At 64.7% G+C, this 18,631-nt stretch carries 18 protein-coding genes and 2 pseudogenes; 10 read left to right on the top strand and 10 right to left on the bottom strand.

Going from position 1 to position 18,631, the window contains the following annotated elements:
- Positions 1-378 precede the first annotated feature (378 nt).
- A complete protein-coding gene (locus tag CFB24_RS19035; RefSeq protein WP_088522220.1) occupies positions 379-1,356 on the top strand; it encodes a LysR substrate-binding domain-containing protein in 978 nt (325 codons plus the stop codon).
- A gap of 245 nt (positions 1,357-1,601) precedes the next feature.
- Here CFB24_RS19035 and CFB24_RS19030 read toward each other — a convergent pair whose 3' ends face one another.
- The 3 genes and pseudogenes from CFB24_RS19030 to CFB24_RS19020 form a co-directional block, all read right to left on the bottom strand.
- A complete protein-coding gene (locus tag CFB24_RS19030; RefSeq protein WP_088522219.1) occupies positions 1,602-2,357 on the bottom strand; it encodes a carboxymuconolactone decarboxylase family protein in 756 nt (251 codons plus the stop codon).
- 44 nt (positions 2,358-2,401) lie between these two features.
- Complete coding sequence (locus CFB24_RS19025) at positions 2,402-2,845, bottom strand: SDR family NAD(P)-dependent oxidoreductase (protein ID WP_206605495.1); 444 nt, start codon at positions 2,843-2,845, stop codon at positions 2,402-2,404.
- Between the two features lie 13 nt (positions 2,846-2,858).
- Positions 2,859-3,161 (bottom strand): annotated as a pseudogene (locus tag CFB24_RS19020) ((R)-mandelonitrile lyase); the annotation flags it as partial.
- Between the two features lie 657 nt (positions 3,162-3,818).
- Here CFB24_RS19020 and CFB24_RS19010 point away from each other — a divergent pair.
- Both CFB24_RS19010 and CFB24_RS19005 read left to right on the top strand, forming a co-directional pair.
- Complete coding sequence (locus CFB24_RS19010) at positions 3,819-4,634, top strand: oxidoreductase (protein WP_088522217.1); 816 nt, start codon at positions 3,819-3,821, stop codon at positions 4,632-4,634.
- 55 nt (positions 4,635-4,689) lie between these two features.
- Positions 4,690-5,448, top strand: a complete 759-nt coding sequence (locus CFB24_RS19005) for an SDR family oxidoreductase (protein ID WP_088522216.1) — start codon at positions 4,690-4,692, stop codon at positions 5,446-5,448.
- 34 nt (positions 5,449-5,482) lie between these two features.
- On the opposite strand, the gene CFB24_RS19000 is transcribed toward CFB24_RS19005, so the two are convergent.
- Positions 5,483-7,003, bottom strand: a complete 1,521-nt coding sequence (locus CFB24_RS19000) for a cation:proton antiporter (protein WP_088522215.1) — start codon at positions 7,001-7,003, stop codon at positions 5,483-5,485.
- A gap of 139 nt (positions 7,004-7,142) precedes the next feature.
- Entirely contained in the window at positions 7,143-8,036 is an 894-nt protein-coding gene (locus CFB24_RS18995; RefSeq protein ID WP_088522214.1) for a LysR family transcriptional regulator, read from the bottom strand.
- A gap of 135 nt (positions 8,037-8,171) precedes the next feature.
- Here CFB24_RS18995 and CFB24_RS18990 point away from each other — a divergent pair, with 135 nt between their 5' ends.
- The 6 genes and pseudogenes from CFB24_RS18990 to CFB24_RS18965 form a co-directional block, all read left to right on the top strand.
- The gene (locus tag CFB24_RS18990) at positions 8,172-9,221 is read left to right on the top strand and encodes an NAD(P)-dependent alcohol dehydrogenase (protein WP_088522213.1); all 1,050 of its coding nucleotides are present in this window, start codon (positions 8,172-8,174) and stop codon (positions 9,219-9,221) included.
- A gap of 61 nt (positions 9,222-9,282) precedes the next feature.
- Positions 9,283-10,389, top strand: a complete 1,107-nt coding sequence (locus CFB24_RS23695) for an aldo/keto reductase (protein ID WP_244593284.1) — start codon at positions 9,283-9,285, stop codon at positions 10,387-10,389.
- A 26-nt stretch (positions 10,390-10,415) separates the two neighbouring features.
- On the top strand, positions 10,416-11,156 hold the full coding sequence (locus CFB24_RS18980) for an SDR family oxidoreductase (protein WP_088522248.1): 741 nt from the start codon (positions 10,416-10,418) through the stop codon (positions 11,154-11,156).
- Between the two features lie 29 nt (positions 11,157-11,185).
- Entirely contained in the window at positions 11,186-12,517 is a 1,332-nt protein-coding gene (locus CFB24_RS18975; protein ID WP_088522247.1) for a multidrug effflux MFS transporter, read from the top strand.
- The gene (locus CFB24_RS18970; RefSeq protein ID WP_088522212.1) at positions 12,514-13,428 is read left to right on the top strand and encodes an efflux RND transporter periplasmic adaptor subunit; all 915 of its coding nucleotides are present in this window, start codon (positions 12,514-12,516) and stop codon (positions 13,426-13,428) included. Before CFB24_RS18975 ends, CFB24_RS18970 begins: the two co-directional genes overlap by 4 nt.
- Positions 13,407-13,904 (top strand): annotated as a pseudogene (locus CFB24_RS18965) (efflux RND transporter permease subunit); the annotation flags it as partial. The gene CFB24_RS18970 and the pseudogene CFB24_RS18965, both read left to right, overlap by 22 nt.
- A 25-nt stretch (positions 13,905-13,929) precedes the next feature.
- Here the strand turns inward: CFB24_RS18965 and CFB24_RS18960 are convergent.
- Positions 13,930-14,280: a winged helix-turn-helix transcriptional regulator gene (locus tag CFB24_RS18960; RefSeq protein WP_244593285.1), complete on the bottom strand. Its 351-nt coding sequence runs from the start codon at positions 14,278-14,280 to the stop codon at positions 13,930-13,932.
- A gap of 273 nt (positions 14,281-14,553) precedes the next feature.
- Between CFB24_RS18960 and CFB24_RS18955 the strand changes: the two genes are divergently transcribed.
- A complete protein-coding gene (locus CFB24_RS18955; protein ID WP_425332109.1) occupies positions 14,554-14,973 on the top strand; it encodes a winged helix-turn-helix transcriptional regulator in 420 nt (139 codons plus the stop codon).
- A 31-nt stretch (positions 14,974-15,004) separates the two neighbouring features.
- On the opposite strand, the gene CFB24_RS18950 is transcribed toward CFB24_RS18955, so the two are convergent.
- Genes CFB24_RS18950 through CFB24_RS23960 form a run of 4 tightly spaced genes read right to left on the bottom strand, consistent with a single transcriptional unit; the run spans position 15,005 to position 18,614 of the window.
- The gene (locus tag CFB24_RS18950) at positions 15,005-16,189 is read right to left on the bottom strand and encodes a thiolase family protein (protein WP_088522246.1); all 1,185 of its coding nucleotides are present in this window, start codon (positions 16,187-16,189) and stop codon (positions 15,005-15,007) included.
- Between the two features lie 29 nt (positions 16,190-16,218).
- Positions 16,219-16,716, bottom strand: coding sequence for a PaaI family thioesterase (locus CFB24_RS18945; protein WP_088522210.1), 498 nt, complete (start codon positions 16,714-16,716; stop codon positions 16,219-16,221).
- A 54-nt stretch (positions 16,717-16,770) separates the two neighbouring features.
- Entirely contained in the window at positions 16,771-17,628 is an 858-nt protein-coding gene (locus tag CFB24_RS23965; protein ID WP_158255291.1) for an MFS transporter, read from the bottom strand.
- 11 nt (positions 17,629-17,639) lie between these two features.
- Positions 17,640-18,614: an HlyD family secretion protein gene (locus CFB24_RS23960; protein WP_206605494.1), complete on the bottom strand. Its 975-nt coding sequence runs from the start codon at positions 18,612-18,614 to the stop codon at positions 17,640-17,642.
- Between the last annotated feature and the right edge of the window lie 17 nt (positions 18,615-18,631).

Here is an 18,631-nt window from a genome sequence, read left to right as displayed (position 1 = left end):
CTGTCAAATATGTTTATTTCATAAGCCCATTCGCTGAAGCTATACAAGGAGCGGCCCTCGGTGTGTCGGTGAGGGTCGACCAAGGGCGTCGCCGCTAAGTCAGACATAAAATTCAGATATTTAATTTGATATGGCTGACTAGGGAGGCGTTTCTGTGTGCCGAAAGGGCAAGGAAAAACAGGACTTCAGCGGGGAGGGTGGATTTTATAAAAACATGTTATAAGTAGGAATATTCCGTTACTTCGCTGATGGTTCCGTGGGACGAACTCGTGCGGCGCCATGAGCCTGGGGGACTCGTGCGGAGCAGGGGAACGCCGGAGCGTGACCTTATGTCGCAGTGGACATGGGAATTGAACGGAAGGGATTGGAGCTGAAATCATGCAGATGCGTCAGATCGAGGCGTTTCGCAGTGTGATGCTGACAGGAGGCATCACCAACGCCGCGGCCATGCTGCACGTCAGCCAGCCTTCGGTCAGCCGCCTGATCGGCGATCTGGAACGCGCCGTCGGCTTCGCCTTGTTCGAACGCAAGGGCCGGCGACTGACGCCGACCCGCCGAGCCGAGGTTTTTTACGAGGCCGTGCGCCAGAGTTTTACGGGGCTCGATCTGCTGGAGCAGGCGGCGCGCCGCATACAGGCCGCGCCGGTTGGAACCGTGCGCGTCTCCGCTTTGTCCGCGCTGGCCGGCGGGGTGCTGCCGCAGGCCATCGCCGAGTTTCAGAAGGTCTATCCCGACGTTCGGGTGGCGGTCGACGGCCAGTCGCAACGCGGCGTCGAGGACCGGGTCTTCCTGGGCCAGGCGGATCTGGGTCTTGGCGTGCGCCAGGAGTTTCGCGATGGCGTCAGCATGAGTCCGCTGGCCACGGCGGAGTATTATTGCGCGCTGCCGCACGGTCATCGGCTGTGGGAGCGCGAACTGATCGTCGCCGCCGATCTGGAGGGCGAGCGGTTGATCGGCCCGATGCACGAATCGGACGCGCTGTGGGACTCGATCGACCGCACGCTGCAGCAGGAGGGCGTCGCAGTGCGCCGTCCGATCGAAGCCGATCTCTCATTCCCGACCTATTGCTATGTCGCCTCCGGGCTTGGTCTCGCCATTGTGGAGCCTTTCTCGGCGCCGCTGTTCGCCAAGCTCGGCGTCGGGGTTCGCCGGTTTCGGCCGCGCGTCACGCTTGACTACGTCTTGATCGAACCCGCGCACCTTGGCCCGGCGCCGGAGGCGGTCGCGGTTTTGCGCGACGCCATCCGCCGCGCGACGGACGCCTTGCTGCGGCAGACCGACCGCCTCGCCGAGGCGACGATTGACAGCGTTCAGCGCACGGGCCGCCCTCGCGCGATAGCGGCAGAGCCGATCTGACGCGGAGCGAACTGCGGCCGTTCAATCGCAGCCGGCGGCGGCCCCGGAAACCGCGACGTCACGCGTTGCTCATCTGGCTGCGGTCGCGTTCGGCCAAAACCCAGGCGCGGAACTGCCGTCCGACCGGGTCGCGCCGCGCGGGAACAGCGATGACATAGCCGCGCTCGCTGGTCAGTCGCTGCTCGGTCAGGCGCCCAACAGGATCGTGTGGAGGGTCGTCATGTGCTTTCCTTGCTTGTCGCGGTTCAGGCGGGGGCGACCTCATCGACGGCGCGGAACCCGTTCAGGGTGCGGGGATAGCCGATGAAGGGCAAAAGCTGGGTCAAGACGTCGATCAGCTTCTTTCGGTCGTTGCCGACATGCAAATTGGCGCCGACATGGCCCTTGACCTGCGGATCGCAGCCGCCCAGCGCGACGAGAAGGCTAAAAGTGAGGAGCTCGCGCATCGCCACGTCAAGGCCGGTGCGCGTGTAAGTGTCGCCAAAGCAATTGGCGGACAGGTATCGTTGAATATGCTGCTCGTCGGGGGGCGCCGATGCATAAAGCTTTTCCACCAACGCGCTCCCGATGATCTGTTTCTGGACGGCAAGTCCTTTTTCCGCGCGGGTCTCGGGCGTGGTGGTGGATTGGGGCGGCAAGGGCAGTTCAATACCGAGCTCGGCGAGAACTTCGTTTGTCGCATGGATGAAGTCGAAGACCTTGGCGATGCCGACATAAGGCACGGCCTGATAGACGATCTCCTTGATCTCGACCGGCGTGACGCCAACGGCGAGCGCCGCGCCAAGCAAGACGCGATATTCGCGCAGGGCCTGGCAGGCGACGATCGCCGCGAGCTGAACCATCAGACGGGTGCGCGCGTCCAGATCGCCGTGCGCGAGCACTTCGTCGAAGGCGAAATTGTCGAACGTCTCGATCAGTTCGGGGTCGGTCGTCGCCAAAGTGGAAACATGACCTGGAAACAACGCGTCGTGGTTTTTCCGCGCTCGTAAATTGGGAGCCATCTTCTATCTCCTGGTTGTCGATGACGTTCCGGCCTGCGTTCGTCTCAAGCTGGAAAATCCGTCGTCAAGCTGGTTGCCTTCCATGCCTCCAGCATGGCGCGGTCGGCATCGAGCGCGGCCCCGACCACCTGAATGGCGTCGCTGCCCAGCAGCAGAAGGTGGAGCGGGTCGGCGGCCTCCACGGCCTCGATGATGGCTTGCGCGCCGCGCGCCGGGTCGCCGCGCTGATGGCCGTCGGTCTTGTCATTTTCGATGCGACGGCGCCCCGAGGTTTCCGCATAGTCGGCGATCGCCGTCCGCGATTGCAGAAGCGAGCGGCCGGAGAAGTCGGTCCTGAATTCGCCCGGCTCCACCGCGATCACCCTGACGCCGAGCGGCCCGACCTCCTTGCGGAGACTGCCGGACAGCGCTTCGAGGGCGCATTTCGTCGCCGCATAATAGCCCGACCCCGGTCCTGGATTTCTCGCGGCGATCGAGGACAGGTTCACGATGGTCCCGCGCCGTCGGGCCGGCGCCGTGCCAGTGTTTTTCCCCCGGCGCGATCCACACCACGTCGCCGGGCCGGATAATCTTGATCGGTCCGCCTTCGCGCTGAACCCGGCCGCAGCCGGCGGTGACGATCAGCGTCTGGCCCAGCGGGTGGCTGTGCCAGGCGGTGCGGGCGCCAGGCTCGAATGTGACCGTGCCGCTGGAGACGTGAGCGGGCTCCGGAGCCGCGAAGAGCGCGTCGATCCGCACCGCGCCGGTGAACCATTCGGCCGGCCCTTGTGCGGAGGGCTGCGAGCCATTGTGCTTGATGTCCATGTTTCTTCTCCTCATACGGTTTCCGCAAGATCGCTGCGCGATCCGCGGAAACGGATCACGCATGACCGCGAACCATGGGATAGACCGCATTGCCCCAATCGTTGCGCGGCTTGTGAACGTCGCAGTGGCAGACGCCGCACTACAGGATGTCGATCACGGCATCCTCGGGGCGCGGATCGCGGCGCCCGAAACGCCACGGCGCGAGCCTGCCTTGCGCCGAATGGGCGTCATATCCTGAAACCTTGGCGACCATGACAAATCCTCGTGCTGGCGCGCTCTTCGGCTGGGGCGGGCCAACGGGTGAAAGAAACAGCGGCGCGCCCAGCCTCGGAAACTACTCAACGCGCCGGGGCGCAGCCGCCCCCTCCGCCGGTCGAACGCATCGCGGGCGCCGCGACTTTTCCCTTTGCGATGAAAGATTAGCTCTTTCGCCGCGCTTCGATTAGGCAACGAAATCCGCATGCGCTTATGACTCTCATTCATGAGTTTGGCGCGCGACGCCGATGGTCAAGGCGTCGTTCCTGCGTCTCTTGCACAAGCGCAAGCGTGTCCCTGCAAGCCGAAACCTCAAGAAGCTATCGTTTCGATATTGACTGACTATCGAAATAATATCATCGTCCTTCCAAGCCAGTTCCACCTGCCTCGAAGGAAACCAAAATGAGCACGATCCATCGCGGCGTCGCCCTGGTCACAGGGGCCTCCTCGGGCATAGGCCGCGCCACCGCGACGGCTTTGGCCAAGGCCGGTTATCGGGTTTTCGGCGCCAGCCGAAGGCCCTCGCTCGACGGCCTCGCCGGCGTGACCATGCTGCCCTGCGACGTGACGGATGACGCCTCGGTGTCAAGGCTGGTGGCGGAGGTCGTCGGCGAGGCCGGCCGCGTCGATCTCCTGATCAACAACGCCGGCATCGGACTGCTGGGCGGCGCGGAGGAATCCTCGATCGCCCAGGCGCAACGCCTCTTCGACATCAACGTGTTCGGCGTCATGCGCGTGACCAACGCGGTGCTGCCTATCATGCGGCGGCAAGGAAGCGGGCGCATCGTCAACATGAGCTCCGTTCTGGGCTTGATTCCCGCGCCCTTCAACGCGCTTTACGCCGCGACCAAACACGCCATCGAAGGCTATTCGGAATCGCTCGATCATGAATTGCGCGCGCAGGGCATTCGCGTTGTGCTGGTCGAGCCGGCCTATACCCGCACCTCGTTCGAGGACAATCTGGTCAAGCCGGACCAGACGCTTGATATTTATGACGCCGGCCGCGCCAGCCTGAGCGTGGTCATGCGCAAGGCCATGGAAACCGGCGACATGCCCGAAATCGTCGCCGAAGCCGTGCTGAAGGCCGCGACGGCTGTTCGCCCGAGGCATCGCTATCCCGCCGGCAAAATGGCCGGACAGGTCAGCTTTCTGCGCCGCTTCGTCCCGGAATCCGCCTTCGACAAAAGCCTGAGAAAGCAAAACGGGCTCCCCGCGTGAAACGCCGGAGGCCATCGTTTCGCATGACCAACCACGCAAACCAGGGAACACGACAATGCAGATGACCGGCAACACCATTTTCCTCACCGGAGGCGCCTCCGGCATCGGGCGCGGCCTCGCCGAAGCCTTTTTTGCGCGCGGCAATACGGTCGTGATCGGCGGACGCCGCAAGGCTCTGCTCGAAGAAGTCGCCGCCGCCAATCCCGGCATGGGCTTCATCGAGATGGACGTGGAAAATCCCGCCAGCATCGCCGCCGCCGCGACAGAACTGACAGCGCGCTATCCGGCGCTCAACGTGCTGATCAACAATGCCGGCATCATGCCGTTCGACAACGCCGGCGGGCAAATTGACGAAGCGGTCGCGCGCCGCATCGTCGACACCAATCTGCTCGGACCGATCTTGCTGACCTCGGCCCTGATCGAGCACCTCAAGCGGCAGCCAAGGGCGACGATCATCCACAACACCTCCATTCTGGCCTATCTGCCGCTGGCGCCCACCGCCGTCTATTCGGCGACCAAGGCGGCGCTGCATTCCTATGCTCTGTCGCAGCGCTTCATGTTGCGCGACACCAGCGTCAAGGTGCAGGAGATCGCGCCGCCGTGGGTCGACACCGACCTGATCAAGCGGAGCGGCGATCCCCGCGCCATGCCGCTCGACGCCTTCATCGCCCAGACCATGGCGGGGCTGGAGACCGAGGACGAGGAAGTGATCGTTGAGGCGGCGCGCCCGCTGCGCGCCAATCAAGGCCCCAACGAGCATGCGCTCATCAATGGCTTCAACGCGTCGCTGATCGCCAATCCGATCCCCGTCTGATCTGAGCGCGCCGGCGCGAGATGCTCGCGCCGGCTCAAACGCCCGTGGTAAGCTCCAGGCGGTCCAATTCGTGTTCGACCTGGCGGTAAGCGTCATCGCCAATCTCGCCGCGACATCGCAAATCGTCGAGCGCATGGCGCGCATGGGGGATGATCTGTCGCCGTAAGATTTTGTCCGGCACGGCATAGGGGTCTTGCCCGGCCTTGGCCTGTTCCAGCATTGACGCATATTCCAGGCGAAGTCGTTCGGCGGCCGGGCCGTCTTCGCCGCCGAGCGCCTCCAGCGCGGCCGTCAGGGTCGCCGCGCGCGCCAGCGCGATCTCCTGTTCGATCAATGTATCGGCCGGCAAGTCAAGCCAGGCGAGCAGCAGGCGCAACGTCGCCCCCTGAATCACCAGCGTGCCCAGCACAACGATGAAAGCGGTCAGCAAAATGAAGGACCGATAGGGAAAGGATTCGGGCAAGGCGAGCGCTGCGGCGAGAGTCACAAGGCCACGCATGCCGGACCAGCCGACAATGATCGCGGCCTTCAAACTCTCGGGCCGGGTCATCTCCCCTGGCTCGTTCGCGGTGGCGTGACGCAGGCTGCGGTAAATGAACACCCAGGCCATCCGAACCGCGATGACGACCGCGAGAATCACAAGGGACAGCAGCAGCCAGTCGATGTGCCTGCCGTCTTCCAGCGCGGGCAGGATCGGGCGCAGCTGCAGGCCGATCAGCGTGAAAGCCAGCACATTGAGCACAAAGGTCACGGTCTCCCAGTTGGCGTAAGACCGCAGCCGGACATCGGCGCGCATGACGAACGTCGAACTGCGCCCGGCCGTGAGCCCGAACGTCACCAGCGTCACCACTTCGGACAGGCCCAGGCGCTCGGCGAGCAGCCAGACGCCGAAAGTGGTGATGAACTGCAGCACCGTCGACGTCGGCGCATCCGCGATGCGCCCGATCAGGACGAGGGCGAGCTTCGCCAGACTCCAGCCCACGACGGCGCTGCCGAACGCGACCAGAAGAAATTGCGGCGCCGCCTCTTGGAACGTCAGTTCTCCCGTGACGACCGCGCCCACCGCGAGCCGGTAAATCAGCAGGGACGTGGCGTCGTTGAGCAGGCTTTCGCCTTCGAGCACGGAGCGGATGCGGTGGGGCGGCTTGGCTTGGCGCATCACCGCGATGGCCGATACGGCGTCGGGCGGCGCCAGCAGCGCCCCCAGCGCGATCGCCGCGCCCCAGGGCATGTCCGGCAAGAACCAGCGCGCGACCATGGCGACGGCGAGGGTCGTCAGCCCGACGGCGACGACCACCAGCGAAAACACCGGCCGCCAGTTGCGCTTGAGATCCCGGAACGACATGTCATGCGCGGCGTCCAGCAGCACGGGGGCGACGAACAGCGCCAGGATCAGATCGGGCGGCAGATCGAGGCTCGGCAGCCCCGGCGCGAAAGCCAGTACGGCGCCGCCGAGCGCCAGCAGGACCGGATAGGGCGCGCCAATCGCCCGCGCCAGCATCGACAGCAGCGCCGCGCCCAGCAGCAGGGCCAGGATGGTCTCGAAGATCAGCATGGGTGAAACATCCTTCCCCGACAGAGTCGCCTTTGCTCAACCCGCCGTCGAGTCCGCCGATCCTGTTCGCAACACCGGCGTCCAGTTTCTCGGAATTGGCTTGGCTGGCGCTGTCGACCCATTGGTCGCGGGTTTCCCATCAGCCGCGCGTGCGCAAGGCTTCGACGAACAGTTCGAAGGCGGGTGAAACCTGGCGCCGGCTTGGGTAATAAAGGTGATAGCCCGGAAACGGCGGACACCAGTCTTCGAGAACACGGATGAGGCGCCCCTGCGCGATCAGGTCGTCGAATTGATCGTCGGGAAGACAGGCCAGCCCAAGGCCGTTGACCGCCGCGCGAACGATCATCGGCGCGTCATTGCAGGTAAACTGCCCGTCGACGCGGACATTGAGGGGGCGGCCGTTGTTTTCGAACTCCCAAGCGTAAAGACCGCCCAGCGTCGGTAGGCGCAGATTTATGCAGACATGCTGCGTTAGGTCGTGCGGCGTGGCGGGTTTCGGATTTCGCGCAAAATAGTCTGGCGATCCCACGACGGCCATCCGCAACTCTGGGCCGATCTTGATGGCGATCATGTCCTTCTCGACGCGCTCGCCGAGCCGCACGCCGGCGTCGTAACGCTCGGCGACGAGATCGGTCAGCCGCCCCTCGATCGAGATTTCCACCATAATGTCCGGGTAATCGGCCATGAGGCGCATCGCCGCCGGCATCAGGATCGTTTCGGTCGCATGGCGGCTCGAGGTGATGCGAATGGCGCCGGCCGGCTTTTGGCGCAGGGCGGTGATCGAATCGAGCCGCGCCCTGATCTCGTTGAAGGCGGGGCGCAGCGTCTGCGCGAGTTGTTCGCCGGCCTCCGTCGGCGCGACATTGCGCGTCGTGCGCGTCAACAGCCGGACGCCCATGCGCTCCTCCAGCCGCCGGATCGTGTGGCTCAGGGAGGATTGCGATGTGCCGATGCGCGCCGCCGCGCGGGTAAAACTGCGTTCCTCGGCCACTGCCAGAAATCCGATCAAATCGCCGAGTTCGTCGCGTTGCATTCATGAATCCAAAACATAGGCTCATGCAGGATATCTTATCTAATTCCCATAATCCACCGGTGCTATGTTGCGTCGCTGAAGCCCTCGATCCCGGTCCTTGGCTTGTAACGATCCGCAACAGGAAATGTTTGAACCATGAAGACTCGTGGCTTTGCCTGCACATCGGCCCGCGCGCCGCTGGCGCCCTTTTCCTTCGAGCGTCGCGCGCCCCGCGCCGATGATGTCGTGATGGAAATTCTCTATTGCGGCGTTTGCCACTCGGACTTGCACTGGTCCCGCAACGATTGGGGCTGGACGGTGTTTCCCGCAATTCCCGGTCATGAAATCGTCGGCCGCGTCATCGAAATCGGCTTCAAGGTCAAGAAATACCGCATCGGCGACCATGTCGCTGTGGGCTGCATGGTCGACAGCTGCCAGCAGTGCGACCAATGCCTCAAGGGCGAAGAGCAGCTTTGCCGCGAGGGCAATACGGGCACTTATGGCGGGTTCGACCGTTTCACCAAGGAGCACACGCTCGGCGGCTATTCCAAGCATATCGTCGTGCGCGAAGAATTCGTGCTGCGGGTTCCCGAAAAGCTCGACCTCGCCAGGGCCGCGCCGCTGCTGTGCGCCGGCATCACCACATGGTCGCCGCTGAAGACCTGGAAGGCCGGTCCCGGCAGCCGCGTCGGCGTCATCGGCCTGGGCGGGCTCGGCCATATGGCGGTCAAGCTCGCCGTCGGCCTGGGCGCCCATGTCACCGTGCTCAGCCGCACGCCGGACAAGGCCGCCGACGCCCAGGCGCTGGGCGCCCACGCGCTGCTGGTCTCCAGCGACGCCGACGCCATGGCCAAGGCCGCCAACGGGTTCGACCTGATCATCGACACGGTGCCGGTCAAGCACGACCTCAACCCCTATATGCCGCTGCTGGATGTCGATGGCACGCTGGTGATCGTCGGGCAGATCGGCCCGCTCGCGGAACCCAGCACCGTGCCGCTGGTTCTCGGCCGGCGCCGGATCGCGGGCTCGCCGATCGGCGGCATTCGCGAGACTCAGGAAATGCTCGATTTCTGCGCCGAGAAAAACATCCTGCCGGAATGCGAGATGATCCGGATGGACGAGATCAACCACGCCTTCGAGCGGATGGAAAAATCGGACGTCCGCTATCGCTTCGTCATCGACATGGCCTCGCTGGAAGTCGCCTGAACGTCCTCGCCCCTGCGGATGCGCCGACACAAAATTGGAGTGGTTATGAGCTCTGTCCCCCTTGACCATCCTCATCGTCGGCGCGACCGAAAGCATCGGACGCCTTGTCGTTGAAGAGGCGCTGGCGCAAGGCCATGCGGTGCGCGCGCTTGTCCGCGACGCCGCTAAGGCGCGTCAGCTGCCCTCGGAGGTCCAGTTGGTCCTTGGCGACGTGACCCGGCCGGAGACGCTCGCCGCCGCCGTGGATGGGATTGACGCCATCGTGCTGACCCTGGGCGCGGACGGCCAGGGCAAGCGCGGCGCCGAACAGGTGAGCTATGGCGGCGTACGCAACGTGCTGGCGGCGCTGGGATCGCGCCGCGCGCGGATTGCGCTTATGACCGCCATCGGCGTCACCGAGCGCCTCGGCCGGTATAATCGCGCCACCGAGGCCCATGACTGGAAACGCCGATCCGAGCGGCTCCTGCGCGCCAGCGGCTTGCCCTATACGATCGTGCGTCCCGGCTGGTTCGATTACAATGCGCCCGACCAGCATCGCATCGTTTTGCTGCAAGGCGATCCCAGCGTGCCGATCGAGGAGGTCGCGGGCGCGGTCAAGGACTTGATCGCCGAGGGCAAGGTCAAGCACTTCGGCCTGTCCGAGCCGAGCGCGCAGACCCTGCGCCGCGCCCACAAGGTGCAGCCGGTCGCGACATTGCAGAACGAATATTCGCTGTGGACGCGAGGCCCGGAGACCAATGGCGTCCTCGAAACCTGCGAGGAGCTCGGCGTCGGCCTCGTGCCCTACAGCCCGCTCGGCAAGGGGTTTCTGACCGGGGCGATGAGCAAGGACACCAAACTCGGCGAGGGGGATTTTCGCAAGATCCTGCCGCGCTTCACGCCGGAGGCGATGGAAAAGAACCAGGCTCTGGTCGATCTGTTGCAGCGCATCGCCAAGGAGAAGGCCGCGACGCCCGCCCAGATCGCGCTGGCCTGGCTGCTGGCGCAAAAGCCCTGGATCGTTCCGATCCCCGGCACCACCAAGCTTCATCGCCTGGAGGAAAACCTCGGTTCGGTCGATGTCGCGCTGACGCAGGGCGATCTCGCGGAGATCGAAAGCGCCGCCGCCGCGATCAAGGTCGAGGGCGAGCGTTATCCCGAACAGCTCTTGAAGACCACCGGCCTGTGAGCCCGATGAATCCCACGGAGGACAGCATGACGGAAAACATCAAGGACAAAGTCGTCGTCATCACCGGCGCCAGCAGCGGGCTCGGCGCGGAAACCGCCCGCCAGCTGGTGAAAAACGGCGCCAGGGTGGTGCTCGGCGCCCGGCGCGTCGACCGGCTTGAGGCGCTGGCCGAGGAGCTTGGTCTCGGCAAGGACGCGATCCTCGGCGCCGATGTCGCCGACGCCGCGCAGGTGCAGGCCCTGGTCGACAAGGCGATCGCCAGCCACGGCCGGATCGACGTGATGATCAACAATGCCGGCGTCATGCCGCTGGCGCCGCTCGAACTGCTGCAAATCAAGGAGTGGCATCAGGTCATCGACATCAACATCAAGGGCGTGCTCCATGGCGTCGCCGCCGCGCTTCCTTACATGAAGACCCAGAAGAGCGGACATTTCATCAATGTCTCCTCGGTCGCCGGTCACAAGGTCCGGCCGGGCAATGTCGTCTATGCGGCGACCAAACATGCGGTGCGCGCCATCTCGGAAGGCTTGCGCCAGGAGGTCAAGCCCTACAACATCCGCACGACGATCCTCTCGCCCGGCGCGATCGACACCGAGTTGCCGGGGAGCATAACGGCGACCGAAGTGGCGAAAGCCACGCAGGGTTATTACGCGCAGAACGCCATTCCCGCCTCGAGTTTCGCGCGCTGCGCGCTCTTCGCGATCGGTCAGCCCGACGATGTCGACATCAATGAAATCCTGTTCCGCCCGACCAGACAGGAACTCTGATCTTGGCCGAGCGGGGAGCCGGAGCCGAGATGCTCGACAACCAGGCGGCCAGGCATGACCGCGCGATTGAAACGCCCAACCATGCGCCGAGCCAATGGCGCGTGCTCGCCATCCTCAGCGCGTTGATGGGGTTCGCCTCGATCTCCACCGACACCTACCTGCCCGCCATGCCCGCGATGGCGCGCGCGCTAAAGGCCGACGCCGGCGATGTGGATTTCACCATCTCGGCCTATCTGATCGGCTTCAGCTTCGGGCAATTGTTCTGGGGCGCCGTCAGCGATCGTTATGGCCGCCGCCTTCCCGTGGCGGCGGGGCTTGTTCTCTTCATCATCGGATCCGCCGGCTGCGCGCTGTCGGCGGGCGTCTGGACGATCATCTTCTGGCGCGTCGTGCAAGCGCTGGGCGCCTGCGCCAGCGTCGTGCTGTCCCGGGCGATGGTGCGCGACCTTTACGAGGGGCCGCGCGCGGCCCAGATGCTTTCAACCCTGATCGCCATTATGGCGATCGCGCCGCTGCTGGGGCCGATCCTTGGCGGCGAGATCGAGGTTTTCGCCGGTTGGCGCGCCATTTTCTGGGGGCTGGTCGGCGTCGGCCTCGTGACGCTCGCGGCGCTGTTCACGCTGCCGGAAACCTTGCCCGCGCCGCGGCGCCAGACCGCCTCCCTCTGCGGCGCCTTCGGTCGATACGGCCAGCTGCTCAAGAACCGCAAGATCCTCGGCTACGCCGGAGCGGGCGCGTTCTTCTATGCCGGCATGTACGCCTATATCGCCGGGACGCCATTCGCCTTCATCACCTATCATCACGTGCCCGCCGAAGCCTATGGCCTGCTGTTCGGCGCCGGCATTCTCGGCATTGTCGTGACAAATATCCTCAACACGCGTCTGGTCCTGCGATTTGGCATCGACAGGATCCTCATGGGCGGAGCGCTGGCGGCCGCGCTCGCCGGCCTCGCGCTTGCCTTGACGGCCTTCACCGATTGGGGCGGGCTCTGGGGCCTGTTCGCGCCGCTTGTGCTGTTTGTCTCCGTCGCCGGCTTCATCGTGGCGAATTCCATCGCGGGGGCCATGGCGGATTTTCCGGATCAGGCCGGAGAGGTCTCGGCTTTGGTCGGGGCCATCCAATATGGCGCGGGCATCGCCGGCTCGGGTCTCGTGGGCGCTTTCGCCGATGGAACGCCTTGGCCGATGGGATGGGTCATCGCGTTCGCGGGCGTCGGCAGCCTGGTTTGCGCGCGCCTCGTCGCGGGCGCCGCGTTCGCGCGACCGGAGGAGCGGACAAAGGAGCGCTGTCCGGCGTCGACAGGCGCCACCGCCTCGAATCCAGCTTCATCTGCATATAATCAAAGGGATAACGAAGCATGATTCTTTCCGTTTCACCGTCGCGCTCGCGCGGTCGTTTCGCCTTTCTGCCGGCGCTGGCCCTGATCGCCCTCCCGCTTGCGGGTTGCGACGATCCGAAAGCCTCGAACGCTGCGAGCGCGCCGCCGCCGCCGCAGGTGACAGTCGCCAAGCCGCTCAAGAAACTGGTCGCGGACTCGGACGAATATGTCGGACGCTTTGTCGCCAACGAATTTGTCGAAGTGCGCTCGCGGGTCTCCGGCTATCTCGATCAGATCCAGTTCAATGACGGGCAACTCGTCGCCAAAGGCGACCCGCTGTTCCAAGTCGATCCGCGCCCGTTTCAGGCCGCGCTGGCCCAGGCCCAGGGCGCGCTGGCCCAGGCGCAAGCCAACAGGGCTTTCGCCGAGGCCGATCTGCAACGCAGCCAGGCGCTTGTGCGCGGCGCGACCATCACGCAGCAAAGCTACGATCAGCGCCTCCAGGCCAAGCGCGCCGCCGACGCCGCCGTGATCGTTCAGGAGGCCGCCGTGCGTCAGGCGCAGCTCGATCTTGAATTCTCGCAATTGAAGGCCCCGTTCACCGGGCGCATTGGCGACCGGCGCGTGTCGGTCGGCGGCCTCGTCACCGGCGGCGCCAATGGCTCGGCGACTTTGTTGGCTACCATAGCCAGCGTCGATCCGATCCGGCTGGAATTCACCATGGACGAGGGCGCCTATCTGCGTTACCTGCGCGCCGCGCCCGGCGACGATGCGCCAGATCGTGGCCTCAACCTTCCGGTGCGGCTGAAACTGCTCGACGAAAAAACCTTCAGCCGCGACGGCCACACCGATTTTGTCGACAATGCCGTCAACGCGGAGTCCGGCACGATCCGCGCGCGCGCCGAATTCTCCAATGTGGATGGCAAGCTGACGCAGCGCAATTCGAGAGCCTGACCTTGCCTCTTGCCGTCATTCTGATCGTGCCGATGAGTCTGGTCGCCGCCATCTCGGGCGTCATCCTGCGCGGGCAGGACAATAATATTCTGACCCAGGTCGGTTTTGTCGTGCTGATTGGACTCGCGGCCAAGAACGCCATCCTGATCGTCGAATTCGCCAGCCAGCTCGAAGAGCAGGGTCGGGATCGTTTCGCAGCGGCGGCCGAAGCCTCGCGCCTGAGAATGCGCCCGATCGTGATGACATCGCTCGCCTTCATCCTGGGCACGGCCCCGCTGGTCTGGGCGACGGGCGCGGGCGCGGAACTGCGTCAGACCCTGGGCACGGCGGTGTTTTCCGGCATGATCGGCGTCACCCTGTTCGGCCTGGTCTTTACGCCGGCCTTTTATGTGCTGTGCCGGAAATGGGCGGGCAAACGCCGCAACGCGCCGGCTGGGGGAAGTCTCGAACAGGCCTCGGCGCCAACGCCGCTATGAGCGTGAGGCGCGCGACTTGGCCGGGTCACAGCGTCTTGCGTTGTTCCAGTCGGCGGCGGAGCGCCGCTTCAGCCGCCGGACCGGCGACGACCTTGACGCCCTCGGCGAGCGCGCGCCCTGTCGCCTTGTCGACCAGAACCGGCTCGACCGGCAAGCCGGTGACGGGGTCGACCAGTTCAACGCTGCGTCCCTCCGGCGCGAAATTCTCATTGCCCCAGGCGACCAGCATGAGCAGGACGGGACGAAAACTGCGGCCGAGATTGGTCAGGACATATTCATGCCGAGGCGGCTTTTCGCTGTAGGCTTGGCGCTGCAACAGACCGCCGTCGACCATGTCATTGAGCCGTCGCGTGAGCGTATTGGTCGCTATGCCCAGATTGGTCTGGAAATCGTCAAAACGTTTGACGCCGTAAAATGCCTCGCGAAGGACACAAAATGTTCCACCAGTCGCCGACGCGCTCCAGGCTGCGGGCGACCGGACATTGCATATTGCCGATGGTTTTTCGCTTCATGGCGCTATTTTAAATCCGTCCCTTGCATCATGCCAGCATTTAAGCTGGCGGCGCGCAGGCCTGAATGTCCGGTCTGTGGCTATTTGCCGGAAACCTGTTACTATCGTTTCGATACCTTTTAATATGGACTGACGGTCGTGTTGAATGAATTCTGCCCGGTCGCGCATGGCGTCGCGCGCATTGGCGACGCCTGGAGCTTGCTGATCCTTCGCGACGCCAGCCAGGGGTTGACGCGCTTCGACCAGTTTCGCAAGAGCCTCGGCATAGCGCCGACCATCCTGACCAAACGCTTGGCCACGCTCACCGAGGCGGGACTGCTGCAAAAGCGTCAATATTCGGAGCGCCCGCCGCGCGACGAATATCTCCTGACCGAGGCGGGACGCGATTTCCTGCCGGTGCTGGTGATGATCGGCGCCTGGGCGCGGCGGCATCACGGCGCAACGCCTCTGAACAGGTTCGCCGACGCGGAAACGGGCGAGGAAATTCGCCCGGTCGTCATCGACGCAACCACCGGCGCGGAGATCGGGACGCGTCCCTTGAAGATTATCCCCGCGTGATGATCCGCCCCGGGCGATCTGCATTGATGCTTCAGAGCATTTCGAGCGCGAGGGCGATGCCCTGTCCGCCGCCGATGCAAAGCGCCACAATGCCGCGCCCAAAACCGTCGCGTTGCAGCGAATGGAGCAGGCGCGTCGTCAGGACGGCGCCGGTGGCGCCAATGGCGTGGCCGTGGGCGATGGCGCCGCCTTCGACATTGATGATATTCTCATCTATCCCCAGTTCGCGCGCGACGGCCAGCGGCGCGGCGGCGAAGGCCTCGTTGATCTCGAAACGCTCGACATCGCCGAGCGTCCAGCCCGCGCGCGCCAGCGCCTTGTGAATAGCGGGAACCGGCCCAAGGCCAAACATGCCGGGCTCGACGGCGCCGACGCCATAGCCGGCCAGTCGCGCCAGCGCCGGCAAATGTCTGGCCTCGGCGAAGGCGCGGTCGGCCACGATCAGCGCGGCGGCGCCGCTGTTCAAGCCGGGCGCGTTGCCCGCCGTAATGGTCCCGTTTTCCCGAAAGGCCGGGCGAAGCTTGGCCAGCGCCTCAAATGTGGTATTCGGCCTCGGCGCTTCATCGACGGCGAAGGTTTCAACGCCCTTCTTGCCCGGCAATTCCACCGCGACAATTTCGGCGGTGAATTTGCCCGCCTGCTGGGCCGCGCTGAAACGCTGCTGCGAGCGCGCGGCAAAGCGGTCCTGGTCCTCGCGGGTGAGTCGCGCGTGGGTGACCAGATCTTCCGTATGCCAGCCGGAATGTTCGCCGGAAAAGGCGTCGTTGAGACCGTCGCGAAGCAGGGAATCCTGGATTTCCGCTGGTCCCATGCGATAGCCCCAGCGCGCGCCGTCCATCAGATAGGGCGCGCGGGCCATGTTCTCCATGCCGCCGGCGATGGCCGCGTCGACTTCGCCGGCGAGAATCTGTTGCGCCGCGCTGACAATGGCCTGCGCGCCGGACCCGCAGACGCGATTGACCGTCAACGCTGGAACCTCAACCGGAACCCCGCCGCTGATCGCCGCCTGTCGCGCCGGGTTCATCCGGTTGCCCGCCTGGATGACATTGCCCATGATCACGCCGCCAATCGCCGCCGGGTCGAGGCCGGAGCGCTTCAAGGTCTCGCGCACGACGGTCGCCCCGAGCGCGGGCGCGGGGATGTTTTTCAGCGCGCCGTTGAAGGCGCCGATCGCGGTGCGAACGGGGCTGCACAGAACGATGTCGCGGGTCGCCATGATCATGTCTCCTTGGAAAGATTTTGCGTTCAGTTTTCCTTGCCGCCTTTGGCGATCGGGAAAATTTGGCAAGTCTCCGACCCATGCGCGATCAGAGCGCCGCGGGCGTCGAGAATCTTGCCTTCCGCCGAGGCGGTGCGCCCGCTGATATGAAGCAGCGTGGCCTCGCAACGCAGGCGCCCCGTGGCTTCGCGCACCGGCTTGACATAGGTTGTCCGGAGGTCGGTGGTCGCATAGGCCTTTCCGGCTTCAAGAGCCGAATGCACGGCGCACCCCATGGCCGTGTCGAGCAGCAGCGCCAGCCAACCGCCATGCACCAGGCCCATGGGATTGTAGAATCGCGATGAAGGCCTGGCTTCAAACACCAGCCGCCCCTTTTCCACGCTGACCGGCCAGACGTCGGCGACCTCGGCAAAGGGCGGGGCGGGATATCGACCCTCAAGAATGCCCCGCAGAAATTCGAGTCCGCTCATTCCAACGGCGACCTCTTGCGGGACCAGGCCAAACAACTGGTTTTTCATATCCATTCGCAAATTCCTGTTGCAGGGGCGCGGCGGCAAAGTCGCTCGGGCCAAATTGGATCAATGCGCCTCGGCGCGCGCGCTTTTCGGCGGCCCGACCCTGCGCATTAGCAGGACCATGGCGGTCGCCACCGCAAAGCACAGGCCGATGAGGGTGAAGGCGTCGGCATAGGCCATCACCTGCGCTTCGCGGTAAGTCAGCGACCATAAGTCCTTGAGGGCGCCGGCCTGGCCCTGCGCGGGATTGCCGAACACCAAATCGCCCCGCGCCGCGACGGCGCGCAACCGTTCGACCATCGCGGCATTGGTCGCGTTGAGATGCTCGGCGAGGCACAGAAAGTGCAGATTGGTCCGGTCGTTCAGAATGGTCCCGCAGGCGGCGATGCCGATGGCGCCGCCGAGATTGCGCATGAGATTGAACAGGCCCGACGCAAGTTTCAGCTTGGTTGGCGGCAGGCCGCCAAGCGTCAAAGTCACCGTTGGCGGCACGGCGAATTGTTGCGCGACGCCGCGCAAAGCCTGCGGAAACAGCAATTCGCGCCAGCTCCAGTCATGGGTGATCGGGGTGAAGGCCCACATGCTCAAGCCGAACAGCCCCAGCCCGAACATCAACAGCCAGCGCAGGTCGATCCGTTTGGCGCAAAAGGCGTAAAATGGAATCGCCAGAATCTGAAACACGCCCGTGGTGAAAACGGCGGCGCCGATTTGCAGCGCGCTGAAGCCGCGCACGCGGCCCAGAAAAAGCGGCGTCAGATAGATGGTGGCGAAAATGCCGACGCCGGTGATGAAGGAGAAGAAGCAGCCCAGCGCGAAATTTCGGCTTTTCAACGCGGTGAGATCGACCACCGGATTGGCGAAGGTCAGGCTGCGCCAGACAAAGCCGACGCCGGCCAAGCCAGAAATCCAGGCTGTCGTCAAAATGGTTTCGTCTACCAGCCCCAGCGCGGGCCTTCCTCCAACGTATATTCGAGGCAGCCGAGGAAGAGCGCCATCAGCACAATGCCAAGATAATCGGCGCTGCGGATCAGGCTCACGTTCGGCTTGTCAATGCGCAACATCAACGGCACGACAACCGCGATGAACAGGCCCGGCGGAAGATTGACGAAGAACAGCCAGCGCCAGGAAAAACTGTCGGTGATCCAGCCGCCGACGGTTGGCCCCAGGGTTGGCGCCAGCGAGGCGATGGCGCCGATGGTCGCCGCCGCGATCTCGCCCGGCGCGACATCGGCGATGATCGTCGCCCTCTGGCCGCCGCGCATATGCGCGAGCTGGCTTTCCTTGAAATTGGCGTCGACCCAGAGGCCGCTGGCGGGCACGAGCGAAATCAGCGCCGCGCCGACCGGGGCATAGGCGCCGGCGCGCGCCGCCCGGTTGCCGACAATGCCGTCAATCGGCGCGCGAATTTCGGTATAGGACAGATTCAGCGCGGCGATTTTTTGCTGGGCCAGCGCCTGATCAAGCGCGGCCCCGGCCTGAGCCTTTTGCGTCTCGATCACCGCGATCTGCCGCCGGGCGGCGTTGAGCGCGGCGCGGGCCCTGCTGCCGGCGGCGAGGGCCTTCTTGTGGTCGGCGTCGGCTTGCTGGAAGCGCTGTTTTGACGCGAATTGCGCGGCGGACAATCTGTCGTAGCGATCATAGTCAAACCGCGTGCGCGCCACCTCGGCCTCGGCGGCGCTTATGTCCGCCGCCGCCTGATCGACCAGCGCCTCCTGGAGTTTGCGCGTCGCGTCGAGATTGGCCAGCGACGCTTTTTGCGCGGCGACCATCGCCCCGGCGCTGTCGAGCGCGGCGCGGAAATCGCGGTCGTCGATCCGGATCAGGAGATCGCCGGCGCGCACGCTCTGATTGTCCTCGATCGCGACCGCGCTGATGAAGCCCGCGACCTTTGGCGCGATGACCGTCACGTCCGCATTGCAGACGT

This window comes from Rhodoblastus acidophilus (genome assembly GCF_900187365.1).
GTDB lineage: Bacteria > Pseudomonadota > Alphaproteobacteria > Rhizobiales > Beijerinckiaceae > Rhodoblastus > Rhodoblastus acidophilus.
Note: the sequence above shows the minus strand (reverse complement) of the source record. Positions and strands in the feature narration are given on the sequence as shown.

What these genes read in the sequence shown, in the direction of transcription:
- CFB24_RS18980 (WP_088522248.1), top strand. Translation starts at nt 10,416, where the DNA reads ATGACGGAAAACATCAAGGACAAAGTCGTCGTCATCACCGGCGCCAGC.
- CFB24_RS18990 (WP_088522213.1), top strand. Translation starts at nt 8,172, where the DNA reads ATGAAGACTCGTGGCTTTGCCTGCACATCGGCCCGCGCGCCGCTGGCG.
- CFB24_RS19005 (WP_088522216.1), top strand. Translation starts at nt 4,690, where the DNA reads ATGCAGATGACCGGCAACACCATTTTCCTCACCGGAGGCGCCTCCGGC.
- CFB24_RS18970 (WP_088522212.1), top strand. Translation starts at nt 12,514, where the DNA reads ATGATTCTTTCCGTTTCACCGTCGCGCTCGCGCGGTCGTTTCGCCTTT.
- CFB24_RS18995 (WP_088522214.1), bottom strand. Translation starts at nt 8,036, where the DNA reads ATGCAACGCGACGAACTCGGCGATTTGATCGGATTTCTGGCAGTGGCC.
- CFB24_RS19030 (WP_088522219.1), bottom strand. Translation starts at nt 2,357, where the DNA reads ATGGCTCCCAATTTACGAGCGCGGAAAAACCACGACGCGTTGTTTCCA.
- CFB24_RS18975 (WP_088522247.1), top strand. Translation starts at nt 11,186, where the DNA reads ATGCTCGACAACCAGGCGGCCAGGCATGACCGCGCGATTGAAACGCCC.
- CFB24_RS18945 (WP_088522210.1), bottom strand. Translation starts at nt 16,716, where the DNA reads ATGGATATGAAAAACCAGTTGTTTGGCCTGGTCCCGCAAGAGGTCGCC.
- CFB24_RS18950 (WP_088522246.1), bottom strand. Translation starts at nt 16,189, where the DNA reads ATGGCGACCCGCGACATCGTTCTGTGCAGCCCCGTTCGCACCGCGATC.
- CFB24_RS19000 (WP_088522215.1), bottom strand. Translation starts at nt 7,003, where the DNA reads ATGCTGATCTTCGAGACCATCCTGGCCCTGCTGCTGGGCGCGGCGCTG.
- CFB24_RS19010 (WP_088522217.1), top strand. Translation starts at nt 3,819, where the DNA reads ATGAGCACGATCCATCGCGGCGTCGCCCTGGTCACAGGGGCCTCCTCG.
- CFB24_RS19035 (WP_088522220.1), top strand. Translation starts at nt 379, where the DNA reads ATGCAGATGCGTCAGATCGAGGCGTTTCGCAGTGTGATGCTGACAGGA.